Here is an 18,418-nt window from a genome sequence, read left to right as displayed (position 1 = left end):
TTAATAGTTAGTTGACGTTTAGTAATGCCTCTTTAAATGCGTTGAAATTAGCAGGCAGAGGAATATATGTTTGGTGTATGTTTTTGATTTTTTGCTTCAGGTGTTCAATACGGTCCTGAGTATTTGGATGGGTTGATAAAAAAGAAAGATCAACCTTTTCCTCCACTTTTTTATTCAGTTCGGTTTGCTGCTCTTTTTTTAGGGTTTCAAAAAAAGAGATTAATCCCTGCGGATTCATTTTAGCCGAAATAAGCATATCTAAACCTGATTCATCAGCCTCATTTTCGAACGAACGGCTGTTGGCAAGTGAGGCCAGATCGCCACCAAGATTTGCAAAAGTTCCGGCCAACGCGCTAACATCGCCAAGGGTTGCAGCTAAAATGGTGAAGATGCCAATGTTGTTGATCACACTTCTTATATGATGACGGCGAGTAACATGCGCAAGTTCATGACCTAAAACACCCATTACCTCTTCCCACGATTTTGCATTTTTGATCAATCCTGTTTGCACAACTACTTTTCCACCCGGTAAGGCAAAGGCGTTAATGGTTGGGTCATCAACAAAATATAAATCGATTTTATACCCTTCTTTTTCTACCTGTTTAAATAGGGGAGCCGCTACGGTTAAAAACTCCTTTTTCAACGAATCATTTTTAATGATTTTATATTGAAGAGAAAGCGCAGTGAAAAGTTTATCCCCAGCTTCCTTCTCCCAGCTGACAGGCACCTGTTTGGCCAAACCTTCAACCATTCGGTCTTTTACCAGGTAAAGGCCTCCAATTATCGCAACTATTATCGCAACAAGTGTTAACGAACCCAGCAACAGCTTGTTTAGCAGTTTTTTGGCACTAACAATATCCTTTTGGAAATTAGGATTGGTGGTAATCACCGGATCTTTTAACACTTGCTTGTCGGAAGTGTAAACCGTTATCTCTTGATGGTTCTTATCCGTAAAAAAGATAAATCGGTTGCCGGCGCCTCCGGCTCTAATGTTCAGATCTCTTAAATTAAGGCTATGATTAATTTCTTCGGATTGAAAAAATACACCTTCACGACTTAAATACAGGATGCCGGAACATCTTCCTCCTGAAATACCTGGATGAATAAGAACAGCAGAATAGGATTGTTTTTTTGTTTGGTTTTCAAGAACTGGCATAAACTATTAAAGGGAGCGGATGTTATAAATTTTAGTTCGATATTAATGATTATTCGTCATGTTTGTTAGGTAGAGCTTAGTTGAGATGCGTTGAAAATAATCCAGTTATATTGAATTTGCAAATACTTATTTCAACATAAATAAAAAGAGTACGAATTTGTAGTTAAAAACTTAAAATGCAGCCCTAATAATTATAACAAGAGCTGCATTTTAAGAATAAATTAAGGTTGAATCTAACGGCTATTTCAGCGTAACCATGTAGGTGGTGAGTTCAACGATCTTGCCATCAGCAAATTGGTAAACGTCGCAATAAGCCATGTTGGTAATTGTTCCGTCTTTCTTCTTCATACTCAACGTTCCGTCCGACATTACCATATCGCCATCGGCAATTACATGATTTGGCACTATATGAGGTGGTTCCGGATATTCATCCGATTTCATTTCCTTTCGTATCGCTTCTTTTCCCTCTAAGGCAAGGCTGCCCACCATGCCCCATTTAACGTTGTCGGAGCAGTAGTCTAAAAAGGTTTGGGTATCGCCTTCAGCAAACAAGGCGTTCACCTTATTTACAATTTCTTTGTTTGATGCAGTTGACATGTTACTTAGATTTAAACTGATAACAATAATCGTTTTGGGTTTAATAGCCCCTCATAGTTCCTTCTGTGCGCATAAGCTAGAAAAAGATCGCCAATTAATAATGCAATTGCAACTGGCAGACCCTTGGGTTCAATACTCAAATGAAATAAAAAGATGTTGAGTATATCCGGAAAAATAACCACCGTTGCCAGCGGAACAAACCTGCCTGATAAAAAAGCAATGGCGCAAACCAATTCGGTTATTTTAATAAGCATAAGTAAATAACCTGATGCAACCATGCCTTCCATAAAGATTTTCACTTTTCCATGAAGTTCGGGCTGTGGTACTAAATTGAAAAGAACAACAACCGATGCGTACAAAAACATAAGTCCCATTAAAATACGGACGATAATAACAGCAGTTTTCATGATTCTTACGGTTTGGAGTAAAAGTAAATTTGTGTTTATTGTGCCCGTGCCTGTTCGAAGCTAATCATCCATTGCACACCAAACTTATCTTTGAGCATACCAAAGTAAGCACCCCAAAACGTGTCTTGCATTGGCATTTGTTCTTGTCCGTCAGTTGAAAGTCCACTGAAAACACGATCAGCATCGACTTTGCTATCGGCATGTACAGACAGGTAGAAGTTATTACCTTGCTGCAAACTTTGGCCCATAGACCCTAATGCATCAGTACCCATTAAAATATTGCCGTTCCCAATGGGCAGGGCCATGTGCATAATTTTGTCTTTGTCTTCTTCTTGCACTTCACCGGCTTCGGGCGTATCACGATAACGTAAAAGCATGGAGAATTCACCACCAAAAACTGTTTTGTAATGATTGAAAGCGGCTTCTGTAGTGCCTAAAAAGTTCAGATAAGGATTAACGATTGCCATAACTTTAGAATTTAAGAGTAAACGGACTATTGTTTTTCAAGAATTGCTTTAAGGTTGCCCAGGCTTTCATCGAGGCTTTCGCCTAAGGTTTTATTCATAATGAGGTTCATTAGGTTCATTGGAAAAGGATTTCTACCACTCATTTCCCACTTTACCCGGGTTTGCTGAAGCGAAATAGGTTTAGCGTTTATTGAGGTGTTGGCAATACCTTCAAAAGGCTTTATAAACCGAAGTTGAATATCGATCTGGTCCTGGCTGATATGCTTGATCTGTTGTTCACCCTGACCGGCTTGTTTGTTGCCATTCCATGAATAAACAAAACCCACTGTTCCATCTGTGCCTTTAAAATCTTTTTGCAGGTTAGGGTCCATCATTACCCATTTGTTATAATGGTCCTGGTTTTTTAGCAGCTTGATATAATCAAAAACTTGCTGCTGTGGTTTGTTGATCACAATTTCGCGCTCTACTTTATAGTCGTTTTTCACAAATAGGGCGGTAATTAGCAATAAAATCACGACAGAGACCACGATTAGAATTAAGATTCCGATGATTTTCATAATAAGCTGTTTTGAAGTTGAAGTTTGTTTTTTTATCCTGTGATGATCGATCATCAACACAAACCTAGACGAATATTGACTAAGCTAAAAGGCGTATATACGGCATTGTTGAGGGTTGATTGCGACAAGTGTTATCGTTAATTTTAAGTATGAAACACATCTCAATCTTAATACCAGAAGGAACCTCTAGTTTGAGTAATATTGATGGTTCTTATCAGATCTTTTCTGAGGTAAACAACCTGCTTACTAGTCAGGGCAAAGAGGCCATGTTTAATATTCAGCTTGTGGGCTTATCAAAAGCTTCTACCCAACGCAACGGCACCTTTACCATTGTCCCCAATTATTTGATCAATGAGGTTCCAAAAACAGACCTGATCATAATTCCCGCCATGTTTGGTGAAATAAGTACTGTGCATGAAATGAACAAGGAATTTATCCCGTGGATATTGGATCAATATAGAAAAGGAGCAGAGGTGGTGAGCCTTTGTATTGCCGCCTTTTTCCTTGCTTCTACAGGTCTGCTAAATGGTAAACGTTGCGCCACCCATTGGAAATTTGCCAATGAGTTTAGGGCAATGTACCCCGAGGCAATACTCATGGATGATAAAATAATGACCGAGGATCATGGAATATATACCAGTGGAGGGGCATTCTCTTACCTTAACCTGTTAGTGTATTTGGTTGAGAAGTTTGCAGGTCGCGAAATAGCGATCATAATAGCAAAAGCATTTATGATTGATATTGACCGTGCCAGCCAATCGCCGTTTATTATTTTTCAGGGACAAAAAATGCATGAGGATGAGCCTGTGAAAAAAGCTCAGGATTATATTGAAACTAATTTTCATGAAAAAATCACGGTTGACGAATTAGCAGATATGCTTGCTATTGGTCGACGTAGCCTGGAGCGACGATTTAAGAAAGCAACCTGTAATACCGTTACAGAATACATTCAACGCGTTAAAATTGAAGCCGCAAAAAAGGACTTTGAAAGCAGTAGAAAAAACATAAACGAAGTAATGTATGAGGTGGGTTATTCGGATACGAAAGCCTTTAGAACCACATTCAAAAAAATCACTGGTCTTTCACCTATCGATTACAAACATAAGTACAATAAAGAAACAGCCCTTGCATAGTACGGTTTGAAATATTTGTCATAATAACCCCTAAAGAATGCCGTTTTTACACCTCATAAACGGTTGTCAGTTAAAGTAAATTTGAGTAAACATCAGACAAACAGTTGTTTAATCAAATTTACTTTAGCTATGATAGAAGTATTTAAAACGAATGTCCGGATCGAGCATCAGGCCATTGGGCTGATACAGTTGATCCATAAAACCTTCGAAGGATATAAGGCCAATTTCGATTTGCAGGATCGTGATCGCATCCTCCGCGTGGAAAGCAACGACGAACTTATCAACTCCTCAGAATTAATTCTATTATTAAACCGGCTCGGGTTTTCTATCGAAATTCTTGCTGATGAAGTACCTTTTTCATTTCCGGAAATTTTGGTGAACTAAATACTATCGATATGCTCTTATTACACAATAATGCGGTTGTCTACGGAGGTTCAGGAGCCATTGGCAGCGCCGTCGCAAAGGCATTTGCCCAAGAAGGAGCCAAGGTTTTTATTGTTGGCCGAAAGCATGACAAATTGGAAAATGTGGTTACCCAAATTGAAAGCTTTGGTGGATATGTAGAGGCGGCTTCCTTCGATACCTTGGAGGATGAATCGGTAGAAAATCATCTTGCCAATATTGTTGAACGAATGGGAAGCATAGATATCTCATTTAATTGTACCGGTGTATATCATGTGCAGGGCGCACCGCTGGCGGTTATGCGCTTAGAAGATTTTACTTTTCCAATTACAACCTATCTTACTTCAAACTTTAACACTTCAACTGCAGCCGCACGTTATATGGTGAAAGCAAATAGGGGAGTGATACTAACTATTTCCACCCCTGGTGCATTAATGAGCAATGGTTACGCTGGAGGATTTGGTGTAGCATGTGCGGCCATTGAGGGTTTAACCCGACAATTGGCAGGAGAGCTGGGGCCATCAAATATCAGGGTGATCTGTTTACGTCCTGACGCAATCCCGGAAGCCGTTTATGCAGGCTCGCATAGCAGGGAAGTGTTTATGAACCGGGCCGGATTAATGGGGATGTCACTGAATGAATTATTAGAAGGTTCGCAAAACGGAACATTACTGCAACGCTCACCAACCTTACAGGAAGTGGCTAATGCTGCAGTGTTTCTGGCCTCTGATAAAGCCAGCGCTTTTACAGCTACGGTTGCTAATTTAAGTTGCGGATCTGTGGTGGGGTGAGATTCTACCGTGTCACTTCCTCAATAAGATAAAAGATCGATTTAAAATCAATTCCACTCATTTTTTCAAAACCAATTTCGCAGGTTCTGCTGGTGGAATAACCTTGGTTGCAGTTTACCGGAATCTGTTCTTTAAGTTCACGCAGTCCATATTCATTCAACTCAGGAACAAGAAAGCCACGGTCACCGGCAAAACCACAACAATTGCTGTCTATCATGGTTACATTATTTGCACATAGGAGCGACAAGGCTTTTAGTTGTTCCGTTTTACCTATTTTTTTAACTGAACAAACAGGGAAAACAGCAATGGTGTCTTTCTTATTTTTTATGTTCAAATGTGGCATCACGTAATCGAGCATAAACTCAATAGGATCCACAATTTTTAACGTTTTCGGAAATTCTTCTTTCGAATGATAAAAACAGGGGCTCATATCATACAAGATTGGATATTTGCCATTTTCTGAAGCTTTTAGAAGAACGTTTTCTAATGCTTTTGATTTATCATGGTTAGCCTCAGCAAAGCCTTTGCTCGAAAACGGCATTCCACAACAGTGTGAATCCAGTGCTTCGGGGTAAATTATAGTAAAACCTGCACGAGACAACAGCTGCTCGGTTAGCGCCGTCAGTTGAAGGTCGTCAGCACTTTGAAAACTATTTTTCCCCATGCTTCGGTTAATGCACGAAGGAAAATAAACAACTTTTAAATCAGAGGTTGCATTCATTTTTACTGTTATTTCGTGTTTATTTTGCTGGCTCCTTTTGGCATTTCAGGAATCCATTTAGGGACCTTGCCAAATGTGATGTAATGAAAACCATTCGATAAGCCTTTTAAAATGGTTGTCCCCAAGATGGCGTGGAATACTTGAATGATTTTGAGGCTTGTTCGTACTGTTGCCGTTGTTCCGGCCATGTGTGATCCAATGTAGGCTGCAACTTTTTTATTGCCATCCACAAGTTCGTTGGCGCGCCATTTTTTTACAAATTTTCCCGTATCAATATTTACCGGACACGCCAATGCACAAAGTCCATCGGTAGCGCAGGTTTCGTCTAATTGATAAGTAACATCCTTTCTGATATCCGCCAGTCGATCCGGGTCGGCTTTTGAACTTTCCAGTCGGCTAATTTCCCTGGCAATAACAATTCGCTGGCGTGGAGATAAGGTCATTCCTTCCGAAACACAATGCGGTTCGCAAAAGCCACATTCCATGCACTTATCTACAATGCTGTCGCATTCAGGCAAAGGTTTCAGGTTTTTGAGGTGGGCCTTTGGATCAGGATTGATCAGCACATCAGGATTGATCTTATTGTTTGGATCGAAGATCTTCTTGATCCGTTTCATAATCGTATAGGCGGCTGCTCCCCATTCTTTTTCTACAAAAGGAGCCATGTTTCTACCGGTTCCGTGTTCGGCCTTTAAAGAGCCATTAAAACGATCCACCACTAACTCCGCTAGTTCCGACATTAGCTGCTCATATCGATCTATTTCAGCCTGATTTGAAAAGTCCTGAGAGAAAACAAAGTGAAGGTTGCCTTCCAGTGCGTGTCCAAACAATACAGCATCATGATATGCATATTTTTTAAACAGATCTTTCAGGGCTAAGCTGGCATCCGCAAGTTGAGGTAATGGAAAGGCAATGTCTTCAATAATAACAGTTGTTCCTGTTTTTCTTAGTCCTCCAACCGTTGGCAATAAGCCTTTCCGGGCTTTCCAGTTAAAATTATATTGCTTCGGCTCGCTGGTGAACTCATAATCCGAGAACGTTGGAATCGATTGAATTTGCGCGCGTATTTCAACCTGCTTCTGAATTAAAAATGCAAAATCATTGTCTCTGCATTCAACCAACAGGGCACAGGCCGATTCGGGCAATGTTTTGAAAAAGTCGGGAGCATCATTATCATTTTCTACTGAACGGATGGACTCTCTATCGAGCAATTCTACCGCTGCCACCGGACTCGATTTTAACAAAATAGTGGCATTGCAGGCATCCTGAATCGTGTTAAAGATAATCAGCGAACAGGCTTTGTATTTTTCGTCGATGACCGTTTTTAAGGTAACGTTTGAAATAAAAGCAAGTGTTCCTTCTGAACCTACCATTAAGTGTTTAATGATCTCTATGGGGTCCTGATAGTCTACTAAGGCATTGATGCTATAGCCTGTGGTGTTTTTAATTTTGAACTTATTTTTAATAAGATGGTAAAGAGTATCATCATTTTTGATCTCGTCCCTAAGTGCTTCAATTTCTTCAATCAAAGCTGGCTGACTACTTTTAAATGAAGCAACACTTTCCGGTTTGGAAGTATCAAGAATGGTTCCGTCACTTAGTATAATGCGGATATCTGCTATTGTTTGATAAGAATTTTGAGCCGTTCCACAGCACATTCCACTGGCGTTGTTGGCCACAATTCCACCGATCATGGCGGCTCCAATTGAAGCAGGATCCGGACCAATTTTCAAACCATGAGGTGCCAGCAGTGTATTTGCCTTTGCGCCAATAATACCTGGTTCCAATTTTACTTTTTCCTTGTTATTGGAAAGTTCAAATTGTTTCCAGCCATGGGTAGCAACCACCAGCACTGAATCGGTAATGGCCTGTCCTGATAAACTGGTTCCTGCAGCACGGAAGGTTAAAGCAATGTTTAGCAGTTTGGCTTGTTTAATAATTTCAATTACTTCCGTTTCGTTGCGAACCAGAATTACAATTTGCGGAATCAGCCGGTAAAAGCTGGCATCGGTTCCGTAAGCAAGGGTTTGCAAAGGACTGGTTAAAATCCGCTTTGGATCAATAGAAACTGATAAAATATCTTTTAACTTTTGATAGGCCGGAGCTAACATTTTATTGCAATTTTAAATTATTTGCCAAAAAAATACACCATTAAGCCAGCTATAATAATATAAAAGATGGCATATGGCAAAGCTTTTTTCATAATATCACCTTCTTTGCCTTGTTGGTTACAGGCCGAGGTAGCAATTGCTATACTTTGTGGTGATATAATTTTGCCTCCTGTGGCCCCAACTGTATTGGCGGCCGCAAACCAGCTCGGTTCGGCTCCAATGTGGTTGGCGACATTTGCCTGCAGCTTTCCAAATAGAATATTTGAAGAAGTATCGCTTCCTGTTAAAAAAGCGCCTAAGCAACCTATTGCTGGTGCAAAGAATGGATAGAATGTTCCGGTTGCCGTGGCAAGGGCTATGCCTAGCACGGTTATCATTCCGGATAAATCCATGATAGTAGAAAGGACAATCAGACAGATCACAGTTACATATGTCTTTTTCAACTGTATTACGCTTTTCCAAAGTACATCAAATAGTTCGCTTAGCTTTGCTCCTTGCAACAATCCTCCAATAATAGTTCCTAGGAATAGCAAAACTCCTCCATCGGTCAACCAGAATATTTTAATCAACTTGTCCGAACCGTTAATGGTTAAATGTATAGGAGTGGCACTGATGGATTGAAGAAAAGTTCTGAAAGAATTAAACAATGGACTAGTACCGATGATAAACAACAAGATCAGACCGTAAATGGACCAGGCATTCATGATCTCTTTGTTGCTTTTGCTTTGCAGTAGGGTGTCATCGTCTTTTTTTGCTGAAAGCTTACCCCATATAACAATTACAATAATGGAAGCGATGCTGCCTAATATTGCGGGCGTTTCTATTCCGATATAGATAACGGAAAAATATTGAACAGCAATTGATACAAGTCCTACCACTACGCTAAGTGCAATATTTTTGGGCAAAGCTTTCATGCTTGGATCCGTTAATGTTACAATAATAAATGGAATGATAACCATTAATGGGATCAGTTGAAAAACCACTTCAGCACCCAAATGCTGCAGGTTTGTGTGCCCTATCTCTATGGCAACTGCTTTTACCGGAATGCCGACCGCTCCGAACGCGGTAGGTACACTGTTTGAAAGTAGACTCACCAATGCTGAAAAAAGCGGCTTGAAGCCCAGTCCAATTAAAATAGCAGCCGGAATAGCAACTGCTGTTCCAAAGCCTGCCATGCCTTCTAATAAGCCACCAAAGCCCCATGTGAGTAGTAAAACCTGGATGGTTTTATCGGTGGAGATGTTAGAAAACTGGAACTTCAGAACTTCCATTTTTTTTGTAAACACCAAAACATTATAGCTATAGATAGCCATAATGATGATTAAAATGATGGGGAAAATAGCTTTAAGTGTGCCGAAAATGATGGATAGCCCAACCGCCACCATTGAAAATTTAAAGCCCAAAACAGCTAATACAATAGTGGTTATTAGTGTGAAAAGGGCGCTTTTATCTCCCGAAACCTTAAGAAAGCCAAGTAAAAGAATGAGTAGGAAAACAGGAGTTAAGGCAAGAGCAATAGCCAAGTAATCCATAAGCGTTAGTTTGATTAAAATCAATAGTATTAATTTACTAAAAAAAGATTAAAACTAACTTATTTTCAAGCAATTGTGGATAATCGTGATAGTGTTCAAATCACTTTAAAAATCAATAAGCTAGTTTTTAAAATGGCCATTGCTGCAGTTGTTTATTAAGGATTAAGTCAATTCAAATTAACTAACCTTGTAGTAAACTAACTCGTTTTAGAAAGAATCACCTTTATGCTTGATTCTGCTCCCAAATTTCTCCAGATTTATTAATTTGTTTTATCTCGAAAGATTGGGGCATGAAATTACTTATCGTTGAAGATGAACCTTCATTAAATAAAAGCATCGTGGAGTTTCTTACCTCACAGCAATATTTATGTGAATCGGTTGACAATTATCAGGATGCTGCAGATAAGATTAGTTGCTACGAATACGATTGCATCGTACTCGATATTATGCTGCCCGGCGGTAATGGATTGTTATTGTTGCAATTGCTAAAGGAACAAAATAAAACAGACGGCGTGATCATTATATCAGCCCGAAATGAACTGGATGACAAAATAAAGGGCATTCAACTTGGTGCCGACGATTATTTAACTAAACCATTCCATCTTTCTGAATTAAGTGTAAGGATAGCAGCAATCATTCGCCGCAAAAGCCAATACGGAAGCAGCTTGTTAACATTTCATGAAATTCAACTCGATACACTGGCTAAGTCGGTAAATATTAATGGACAAACGCTGGTGCTTACCCGGAAAGAATACGATTTACTTTTGTATTTTATAGTTAATAAAAACAGGGTATTGTCGAAGAACACAATAGCCGAACATTTATGGGGCGACGACATGGATTTGGCAGATAACTATGATTTTATTTATACCCACATAAAAAATCTACGCAAAAAATTACTGCATTATGGCGCCCGCGACTATATCCAAAGTATTTATGGTATGGGCTATAAATTTACTGATCAGTGAAACTAGCTACTAAATACAACCGCATTACCATTGCTGCGTCAATCTTCATTTTTTTGGTTGGTAGCGTAGCTTTTTATTTTGTACTGAAGTACATCCTGCTTAAACAACTTGACGATACCTTAAGAACCGAACAACAAGAAATTGTACAATACACCAAAGAACATCATCAGTTACCTGAAATTTTGCCTGCATATGGGCAGAAGATAGTTTATAAAAGTGTAACTGATTCCTTAGCTTTTTCTGGATTCAGATCTGTAAAACAATGGAGTGATCACGAAAAAGAACTTGAGTGGCAGCGGGAATTAACCTTTCAAATTAATGTTTCAGGTAAACCATACGAAGTAATCGTTAGCAAGTCGCAGGTAGAAACGGAAGACCTGTTAGAACTGGTAATACTAGTTACGGTGAGCATGATTGCCCTGATACTGCTTGTGGGTTATTTAATAAATAGAACTATTCTGAACCGTTTGTGGCAGCCTTTTTATCAAAGCATGATACAGGTGAAAACGTATAACCTCTCTGACCATAAAACGCTAAACTTACCTGCTACTGACATTGATGAGTTTTCGCTTTTGAATCAGAGCCTCAATAGCATGACCGATAGGGCCCAGAAAGATTACTCCATCCTAAAAGAGTTTACCGGAAATGCAGCTCATGAGATGCAAACGCCCTTAGCAGTAATTCGGTCAAAACTGGAAATGCTCATGCAGAACGAGCGCTCGCTTGAACATAATGCAGAACCTCTGCTCGAAATGGAGCACTTTGTTAATAAACTTTCGCGGTTGAATCAGTCACTGTTACTGCTTACCAAAATAGAAGTAAAACGGTTTGAATTAGATGAAGAAATTCAGTTCGATGAGATCCTAAAACAGAAAATAAACGAATTGACCGAATTAATTTCAGCAAATCATCTCGTCTTTAAAACTGAAATCGAAAAATTAACGATTCCTTTTAATCGTCAACTGGCGGAAATCATCATTGGCAATTTGTTAAACAACGCCGTTCGGTATAATTACTCCGGAGGAGATATCGATATTTCTTTAAAAGAAGGCTCTTTGGTTATCTCAAATACATCCTCACTCCCTGAATTAGACAAAGAGAAAGTATTTCAGCGCTTTTACCGTCATCCTGATACAAAGACGGATGGAAATGGTTTAGGACTTTCTATCGTTAGGCAAATTTGCGAAGTAGCAAATTTTCGATGCATTTACCAGTATAAAAACGGTCGACATGTTTTTGTCATTAGGTTGTTAGATCGCTTTTCTTCTCAATAATTTCCTCTCCAATATTACTTCAGAATTGAGTCTTTTCTTTATCTCGATATAAAGAAAATGAATAAAGTAACCCTTCTCATTTTACTGCTGATGAGCATAAATGCCCATGCTCAGCATGTTTTTAGGGCAATAGTAAAGGATTCTCTTTCCCAACAGCCTATTGTAAATGTTTCTGTAAGTGAAGGGAAAAATAAGCGCTCATTAAGTTCTGATAATGGTAAAGTACTGTTTTCTGATTTACAGGCAGGCAAACATCTAATTGTATTTTCTTTAGAAGGATATGACGCTAAGGAAATTCAGATAACCCTGCCCGACACAACCTGGCATGTGATACTATTAAAAGCGAAACAGAAAGAGTTAGCGGAAGTAACTGTTATTGCCTCTTCGCGAAATAACCTGAGAATGGAAAATTCTCCATTAAAAGTGGAGGTGTTAGGAAAGGAAGAGTTAGAGGAAGAGAATACCATCAAGCCCGGAAATATAGCAAGTCTGCTTAGCGATGTTAGCGGCATTCAAATTCAACAATCTTCAGCAGTGTCGGGCAATGCGAATGTCCGAATTCAAGGTCTGGAAGGCCGGTACACTCAGCTGCTTAGAGATGGCGTGCCCTTGTTTGATGGTTTTTCAGGAGGATTTGGAGTCTTGCAAATCCCTCCGCTCGATTTAAAACAGGTAGAACTGATCAAGGGTTGTGCTTCTACTTTATATGGAAGTGGTGCCATAGGCGGACTGATCAATCTTATTTCAAAGCAACCTGTAGAACAGCAGGAGGCCGTTGCAACGCTAAATCAAACTTCGCTTAAAGAAAGTAATGTCAACCTTTATGCTTCAAAACGCTACAATCACTTCGGCTACACGTTCTTTACAGGCCTAACCCACCAAAATGCCGCGGACGTAAATAAAGACGGGTTTTCGGACGTCCCAACACTTCACAGTGTGGTTGTTCACCCGCGCCTATTCTTTTATCCAAATGAAAAAACCAAGATCATCGCTGGATATACTGGGACCTTCGAGAATCGCTTGGGCGGTGATATGAAGGTTATTGGCAATAAGTCAGATGAAATACACCGGTTTTTTGAGCGGAACAACATTGATCGTCATTCCGCTGAACTTTCTTTAGATCATACATTTGCCAAATCTGACCGGCTAAGTGTAAGAGCCAGTTTAAGTTCATTTACCCGGGGGATAAGCACTGCTGATCTTTATTTTAAGGGAAGACAAGTAAGTTATTTTACGGAAGCAGCAGTAATGGTTCCGTTTTCAAAAAACAGCGTGGTTGCCGGACTAAATGTAAGTGGTAACCTTTTCAAAAAACTGCCTTCTGATCCAATCGCGTTAAATAATTTTCAAAACAATACAATAGGGGCTTTCGCCCATTTCACCGCCTGGTTGCCCGGAAATTCAACATTCGAACTAGGCTTAAGAGGCGATCATGACAATTTTGGAAACTTTCTTTTGCCAAGAGTTGCTTTATTGCATCGATTTAATGATGTTTGGGCTGCCCGGCTAGGCATAGGTTTCAGTTACAAATCGCCAAATCCATTGGCACCACAAAATATCGATTATCCGATAGAGACCATTCAGCCATTGCCTGCCGGAATAAAGGCTGAAAGATCGTTAGGCTATAATGCGGAAGTGAATTACAAAAAGACAATAGGAGAGAACTCCTCCCTATTTATCAATCACGCATTTTTCTTTACCGAGGTCAGGCAACCCATTGTCACTATTCAATTGCCAGATGAATCGGTGGTTTTTAATAATGCCACCAAAGCGATTAACACGAAAGGGCTGGATACTTATATCCAGCTAACACTGAACGGTTGGGAGGTTTATGCCGGGTATACTTTAACGGTGGCTGAAAGAAAATACCTGACAACTAACCAGTTCCTGCCTTTAACTACTAAGCATCGCGTAGCTTTTACGCTAGTTAAGGAATTTGAAGAACATTGGCGCTTTGGGCTGGAGGGTTCATATACTGGCTCGCAATACAGAGACAATGAGAGTAAAACTCCCGGATATGTTTTTTTTGCTGCTATGGTGGAGCGAAAATTTGGCAAGTATGTAAGCTTGGTGTTGAATACGGAGAATCTACTTGATTATCGTCAAAGCAGATATGAGTCATTATATACCGGTACAATTACAAATCCAACATTTAAACCGTTGTGGGCACCAATCGAAGGTAGAGTAATAAATATGAGTTTAAGAATTGGATTGTTATAAGAATTTATGAAGAAGGATCAAATGCGGAAGGTTAATAGGTTATCACTGGCTTTACTTTTTGTTTCAATATCGTTTAATGTATTTGCACAACGGGCAGATACTATGATAATGAAACAAGAGCCAACCCTAAAATATGGGCAGTCCACCCCAACCAATGGTTTATTAGAAAAGGCCGTTTTCATAGGAGTGCCCATAGCAATGGTCACTTATGGCTATTGTGCCTTAGACAATGACAAACTGATGGAAATTAATTTGAATACGAAAACTGAAATAAGAGAGGATTATCCTCGGTTTGCAACAAGTGTCGATAATTACCTTCAATTTGCTCCAGCGGTTGCCGTTTATGGCTTAAATGCCATGAATGTGCCAGGGAAAAATAATTTCCGCGACCGATCAATGATCTATTTATTGTCTACAGTTTTTATGAGTACCACCGTTCGGGGGCTTAAAAACGCAACTCACGAACAACGCCCAGATGGATCGGATTACCTGTCTTTTCCTTCCGGGCATACGGCTACAGCCTTTGCTGCTGCCGAGTTTCTGCGACAAGAATATAAAGATCAATCCATATGGTATGGCATTGCAGGATACGGGGTTGCAACTGCAACGGGAGCATTACGCATGTATAATAATAAACACTGGTTCAGTGATGTAGTAGCCGGGGCGGGAATTGGTATTTTATCTACGGAAATGGCTTATTGGGTTTATCCACCAATAAAAAAGCTTTTATTCAAGGATAAATCGCCAAAAGTGTTGATTGTTCCAAATTATAATAATAGAAACCTTGGGCTGGGGATGATGGTTAAGCTATAAATCCTCAAACTTTCATCCTGAGGCGCATGGGGCTAAGCTATCGGGAGGAATTTTCTCATGATGTTGCCGAAGATCAAGCCAAAGTACCCAGGCTCACTGAAACTGTAACGGTGCCATTCAGGCATTTTACTTATTGTTTAAAACCCCTTGTATAACTCCCCTAGACCCAACAGTAAAAGAATTCAAATTTTATGCCCAAGGAGTTGGCTCTGTACTGGAAGTTCAGGATGAAGAAAGACTTGAACTGATCTCAATTAAAACTGATTGCTCGAATAAAAGCCTTTGCTGCTATAAATCAGAGCATCAGAAAAATCTTGTCTTTGTGTGAATTTTACGCAATCGGTTGCACTGTTGCTGGCTCATTTCTTTCATTATTTTTGTGAACCGCCTCTCATTTTTTTCGTGTTATTCAATTATAAAATAATATGTCGCCATTAAAAATCATTGTTTCATTTGGATTGGTATTAGCCTTCTTTTCTTGTACTAAAGGAATGGCTCAGCAGAATGTGGAACTTTATAAAGATCCAAATCAACCTGTTGAGGCACGGGTAAAAGATTTACTCCACCGAATGACACTGGAAGAAAAAATTGCACAGATGCGTCATGTTCACTCGGAGCAATATGATGTAAAGGGCAAGCCAGACATTCAAAAACTGAATGAATTTACCAATGGCATGAGCTTTGGATGTGTGGAAGCTCTCCCTTATTCATCAGAACAATTCCTGAAAGCCATCTATCATATTCAAAAGCATTTGAAGGAAAAAACACGGTTAGGGATTCCGATTATACCAATTATGGAAGGCTTACACGGCACAGTTCAGGATGGTTGTACTATTTATCCCCAGTCTATAGCGTTGGCGAGTACTTTTAATCCAGAACTGGCTCAAAAAATGGCTGAACAGATTGCCGGTGAAATGAAGGTGATGGGGGTTAAACAAGCGTTGGCTCCTGATTTAGATTTGGCACGTGAACAGCGTTGGGGCAGGGTTGAAGAAACCTATGGAGAAGACCCTTTTTTAGTAGGCCGGATGGGTGTTGCTTATGTTAAGGGTTTACGGAAATACAACCTAATTGCCACTCCCAAACATTTTGTTGCACATGGAACTCCGTTGGGAGGCATAAACCTGTCATCAGTGGAAGGAGGAGATCGACAATTGTTTTCAATGTATTTACCTCCCTTTGAAAAAGTGATTAAAGAGGCTAATCCCCTTTCTATAATGAATTGTTACAGTTCTTATGATGGTGTTCCTATCACAGGCTCTTCTTATTTCTTAACTGACATTCTGCGAAAAAGAATAGGGTTTAAGGGATATGTCTATTCCGATTGGGGCTCTGTTTCCATGCTTTACTATTTTCATAAAACAGCCACTAATGGCTCAGATGCAGCTTTGCAGTCGGTAAAGGCAGGGGTAGATTTAGAAGCAGGAGGTGAAGATTATGCAAATTTGTTAAAACTCGTTCAAGAGAAAAAACTAGACGAAAAGTATATCGATTCAGCAGTTAGTCATATTCTGTATGCAAAGTTCTCGTCAGGTTTATTTGAAGATCCTTTGCCTGATACGTTGAATTTTAAACAATATTTCCATACTAAAGAGTCTGTCGCATTATCGAAAAAGATTGCAAATGAGAGTATTGTTTTGCTTAAGAATGAATCCAATATATTACCGTTTGATATCAATAAGATTAAGTCATTGGCAGTAGTTGGCCCTAATGCCGACCAAGTACAGTTTGGCGACTATAGTTGGAGTAGGAATAACAAGGATGGCATTACGCCGCTTGCAGGACTTAGGAAATTATTGGGAAATCGGGTTAAACTAAATTATGCTTCAGGTTGTGATTTGACCAGCCTGAATAAGGACGGCTTTGCAAATGCGATAAAAGCAGCACAAAATAGTGACGCTGTGGTGGTTTTTGTGGGGTCACAAAGTGCATCGTTGGCCCGCGAATATCAAAATTCTACCAGTGGAGAGGGGTTTGACTTATCAAGTCTAACATTGCCTGGAGTGCAGGAAGAACTAATTCAAGCTTTACATGCTACCGGCAAACAGGTTATTGTAGTGTTGGTAAGTGGACGACCGTTTGCACTTCCATTTGAGGCCAAAAATATACCAGCGATTCTTGTACAATGGTATGGAGGAGAGCAGGCCGGAGCAGCAATTGCCGAAGTGCTTTTTGGCGATGTAAATCCTTCAGGAAAGTTACCAATCTCATTTGCTAAAAGTGAAGGGCATTTACCTGCTTATTATAATCATTTGCCTACAGACAAAGGCTATTACAAAAGTCCGGGGACTAATGAAAAGCCAGGTAGAGATTATGTTTTTTCATCACCTGAGGCTTTGTATTCATTTGGTCATGGATTGAGTTATACCAAATTTGACTATACGAACTTGAAAGTCTCAAAAACACAAGTGCAGGAGAATGATACGATTACTATATCGGTTGAAGTTAAAAATACAGGGGATAAAGATGGAGCAGAAGTAGTTCAGCTTTATGTAAGGGATGTGGTTAGTTCGGTGGCTACGCCAGTTAAACAACTGAAGGGTTTTTCGAAGCTGGAAATTAAAGCGGGTGAAATGCAAATCGCGAATATTCAACTTCCAATATCCGAATTGTTCCTTTATAATCAGCAAATGCAAAAAGTAGTAGAGCCAGGTGAATTTGAATTGCAAATTGGAGCCTCATCATCCGATATCAAACTTAAAAAAACGATTACTTTAGTTGATAATAGCATTTCATCGATTGAGAATTCGTTGCCAAAGAGTATTAGTAAGCAAGAAATCACTAATCCTAATGATGGCAAACAATACCTTATAACCGGCACGGTTCGAGATGTACAAGCAACGGTGCTGCCTGGCGTGACTGTGATGTTAAAAGGAAAAAGTCAAAAAACGATCACTAATTCCAAAGGTTCTTACCAAATACAAGCAGGGGTTAATGATGTGCTTCAGTTTTCTGTGGATGGATACACTACCCGAGAGGTAAAAGTTGGAAAAAGTAAGGTGATAGATATACGACTGGCTCCTAGTGGCAAATAAACCGAAGCCGAATTTGGGCTGAAGTAGCCTTTTTTCATGAGGCAGACGGAAATGATTAACTTATATTATACTCTTAAAACGAAAACAGCTGCAAATCAATAATTTGCAGCTGTTTTCGTTTAAGTTGTGGTCCCTACAGGAAGGTAAAATGGCCCCCTTTCTGAAAGAAAAGCGCCTTTTTGAACCATTAAAGCCACTTTTTTTATTTTTTTGATTGCAATTCGCAGCGCCAAA

The 18,418-nt window shown here is 39.7% G+C and carries 16 protein-coding genes; 8 read left to right on the top strand and 8 right to left on the bottom strand.

From position 1 onward, the window contains the following. Positions 1–7: 7 nt before the first annotated feature. The 5 genes from C3K47_RS08040 to C3K47_RS08020 all read right to left on the bottom strand — a co-directional run bounded on the left by C3K47_RS08040 (position 8) and on the right by C3K47_RS08020 (position 3,184). Positions 8–1,156, bottom strand: a complete 1,149-nt coding sequence (locus tag C3K47_RS08040) for a M48 family metallopeptidase (RefSeq protein ID WP_103788609.1) — start codon at positions 1,154–1,156, stop codon at positions 8–10. Positions 1,157–1,396: 240 nt separating this feature from the next. After that, complete coding sequence (locus C3K47_RS08035) at positions 1,397–1,753, bottom strand: nuclear transport factor 2 family protein (RefSeq protein ID WP_103788608.1); 357 nt, start codon at positions 1,751–1,753, stop codon at positions 1,397–1,399. 11 nt (positions 1,754–1,764) lie between these two features. Then, complete coding sequence (locus C3K47_RS08030; protein WP_103788607.1) at positions 1,765–2,160, bottom strand: DoxX family protein; 396 nt, start codon at positions 2,158–2,160, stop codon at positions 1,765–1,767. A 35-nt stretch (positions 2,161–2,195) separates the two neighbouring features. Continuing rightward, complete coding sequence (locus tag C3K47_RS08025) at positions 2,196–2,627, bottom strand: VOC family protein (RefSeq protein WP_103788606.1); 432 nt, start codon at positions 2,625–2,627, stop codon at positions 2,196–2,198. A 26-nt stretch (positions 2,628–2,653) separates the two neighbouring features. After that, entirely contained in the window at positions 2,654–3,184 is a 531-nt protein-coding gene (locus C3K47_RS08020) for an SRPBCC family protein (RefSeq protein ID WP_103788816.1), read from the bottom strand. 149 nt (positions 3,185–3,333) lie between these two features. Between C3K47_RS08020 and C3K47_RS08015 the strand changes: the two genes are divergently transcribed. The 3 genes from C3K47_RS08015 (at position 3,334) to C3K47_RS08005 (ending at position 5,510) form a co-directional block, all read left to right on the top strand. Then, on the top strand, positions 3,334–4,317 hold the full coding sequence (locus tag C3K47_RS08015) for a GlxA family transcriptional regulator (RefSeq protein ID WP_103788605.1): 984 nt from the start codon (positions 3,334–3,336) through the stop codon (positions 4,315–4,317). 129 nt (positions 4,318–4,446) lie between these two features. Then, positions 4,447–4,701: a hypothetical protein gene (locus tag C3K47_RS08010; RefSeq protein WP_103788604.1), complete on the top strand. Its 255-nt coding sequence runs from the start codon at positions 4,447–4,449 to the stop codon at positions 4,699–4,701. A gap of 11 nt (positions 4,702–4,712) precedes the next feature. Continuing rightward, complete coding sequence (locus tag C3K47_RS08005) at positions 4,713–5,510, top strand: SDR family NAD(P)-dependent oxidoreductase (RefSeq protein ID WP_103788603.1); 798 nt, start codon at positions 4,713–4,715, stop codon at positions 5,508–5,510. Between the two features lie 4 nt (positions 5,511–5,514). Here C3K47_RS08005 and C3K47_RS19680 read toward each other — a convergent pair whose 3' ends face one another. Genes C3K47_RS19680 through C3K47_RS07995 form a run of 3 tightly spaced genes read right to left on the bottom strand, consistent with a single transcriptional unit; the run spans position 5,515 to position 9,874 of the window. Continuing rightward, positions 5,515–6,231, bottom strand: a complete 717-nt coding sequence (locus C3K47_RS19680) for a (Fe-S)-binding protein (RefSeq protein ID WP_207765258.1) — start codon at positions 6,229–6,231, stop codon at positions 5,515–5,517. Positions 6,232–6,239: 8 nt separating this feature from the next. Continuing rightward, entirely contained in the window at positions 6,240–8,342 is a 2,103-nt protein-coding gene (locus tag C3K47_RS08000) for an FAD-binding and (Fe-S)-binding domain-containing protein (protein ID WP_207765257.1), read from the bottom strand. A gap of 17 nt (positions 8,343–8,359) precedes the next feature. After that, complete coding sequence (locus C3K47_RS07995) at positions 8,360–9,874, bottom strand: L-lactate permease (protein ID WP_103788602.1); 1,515 nt, start codon at positions 9,872–9,874, stop codon at positions 8,360–8,362. A 290-nt stretch (positions 9,875–10,164) separates the two neighbouring features. On the opposite strand from C3K47_RS07995, the gene C3K47_RS07990 reads away from it, so the two are divergent. The 5 genes from C3K47_RS07990 to C3K47_RS07965 all read left to right on the top strand — a co-directional run bounded on the left by C3K47_RS07990 (position 10,165) and on the right by C3K47_RS07965 (position 18,184). Beyond that, positions 10,165–10,842 (top strand): response regulator transcription factor, encoded by a 678-nt coding sequence (locus C3K47_RS07990; protein WP_103788601.1) that lies wholly within the window; start codon positions 10,165–10,167, stop codon positions 10,840–10,842. Beyond that, entirely contained in the window at positions 10,839–12,116 is a 1,278-nt protein-coding gene (locus C3K47_RS07985; protein WP_103788600.1) for a sensor histidine kinase, read from the top strand. Before C3K47_RS07990 ends, C3K47_RS07985 begins: the two co-directional genes overlap by 4 nt. Positions 12,117–12,173: 57 nt before the next feature. Further along, on the top strand, positions 12,174–14,336 hold the full coding sequence (locus C3K47_RS07980) for a TonB-dependent receptor (protein ID WP_165784656.1): 2,163 nt from the start codon (positions 12,174–12,176) through the stop codon (positions 14,334–14,336). Positions 14,337–14,342: 6 nt separating this feature from the next. Beyond that, a complete protein-coding gene (locus C3K47_RS07975) occupies positions 14,343–15,149 on the top strand; it encodes a phosphatase PAP2 family protein (RefSeq protein WP_243392516.1) in 807 nt (268 codons plus the stop codon). Positions 15,150–15,574: 425 nt separating this feature from the next. Beyond that, a complete protein-coding gene (locus C3K47_RS07965) occupies positions 15,575–18,184 on the top strand; it encodes a glycoside hydrolase family 3 N-terminal domain-containing protein (protein WP_207765256.1) in 2,610 nt (869 codons plus the stop codon). Positions 18,185–18,418: the final 234 nt, after the last annotated feature.

Origin of the sequence: Solitalea longa (genome assembly GCF_002920915.1) — a bacterium.
GTDB classification, from domain to species: Bacteria; Bacteroidota; Bacteroidia; order Sphingobacteriales; family Sphingobacteriaceae; genus Solitalea; species Solitalea longa.
Note: the sequence above shows the minus strand (reverse complement) of the source record. Positions and strands in the feature narration are given on the sequence as shown.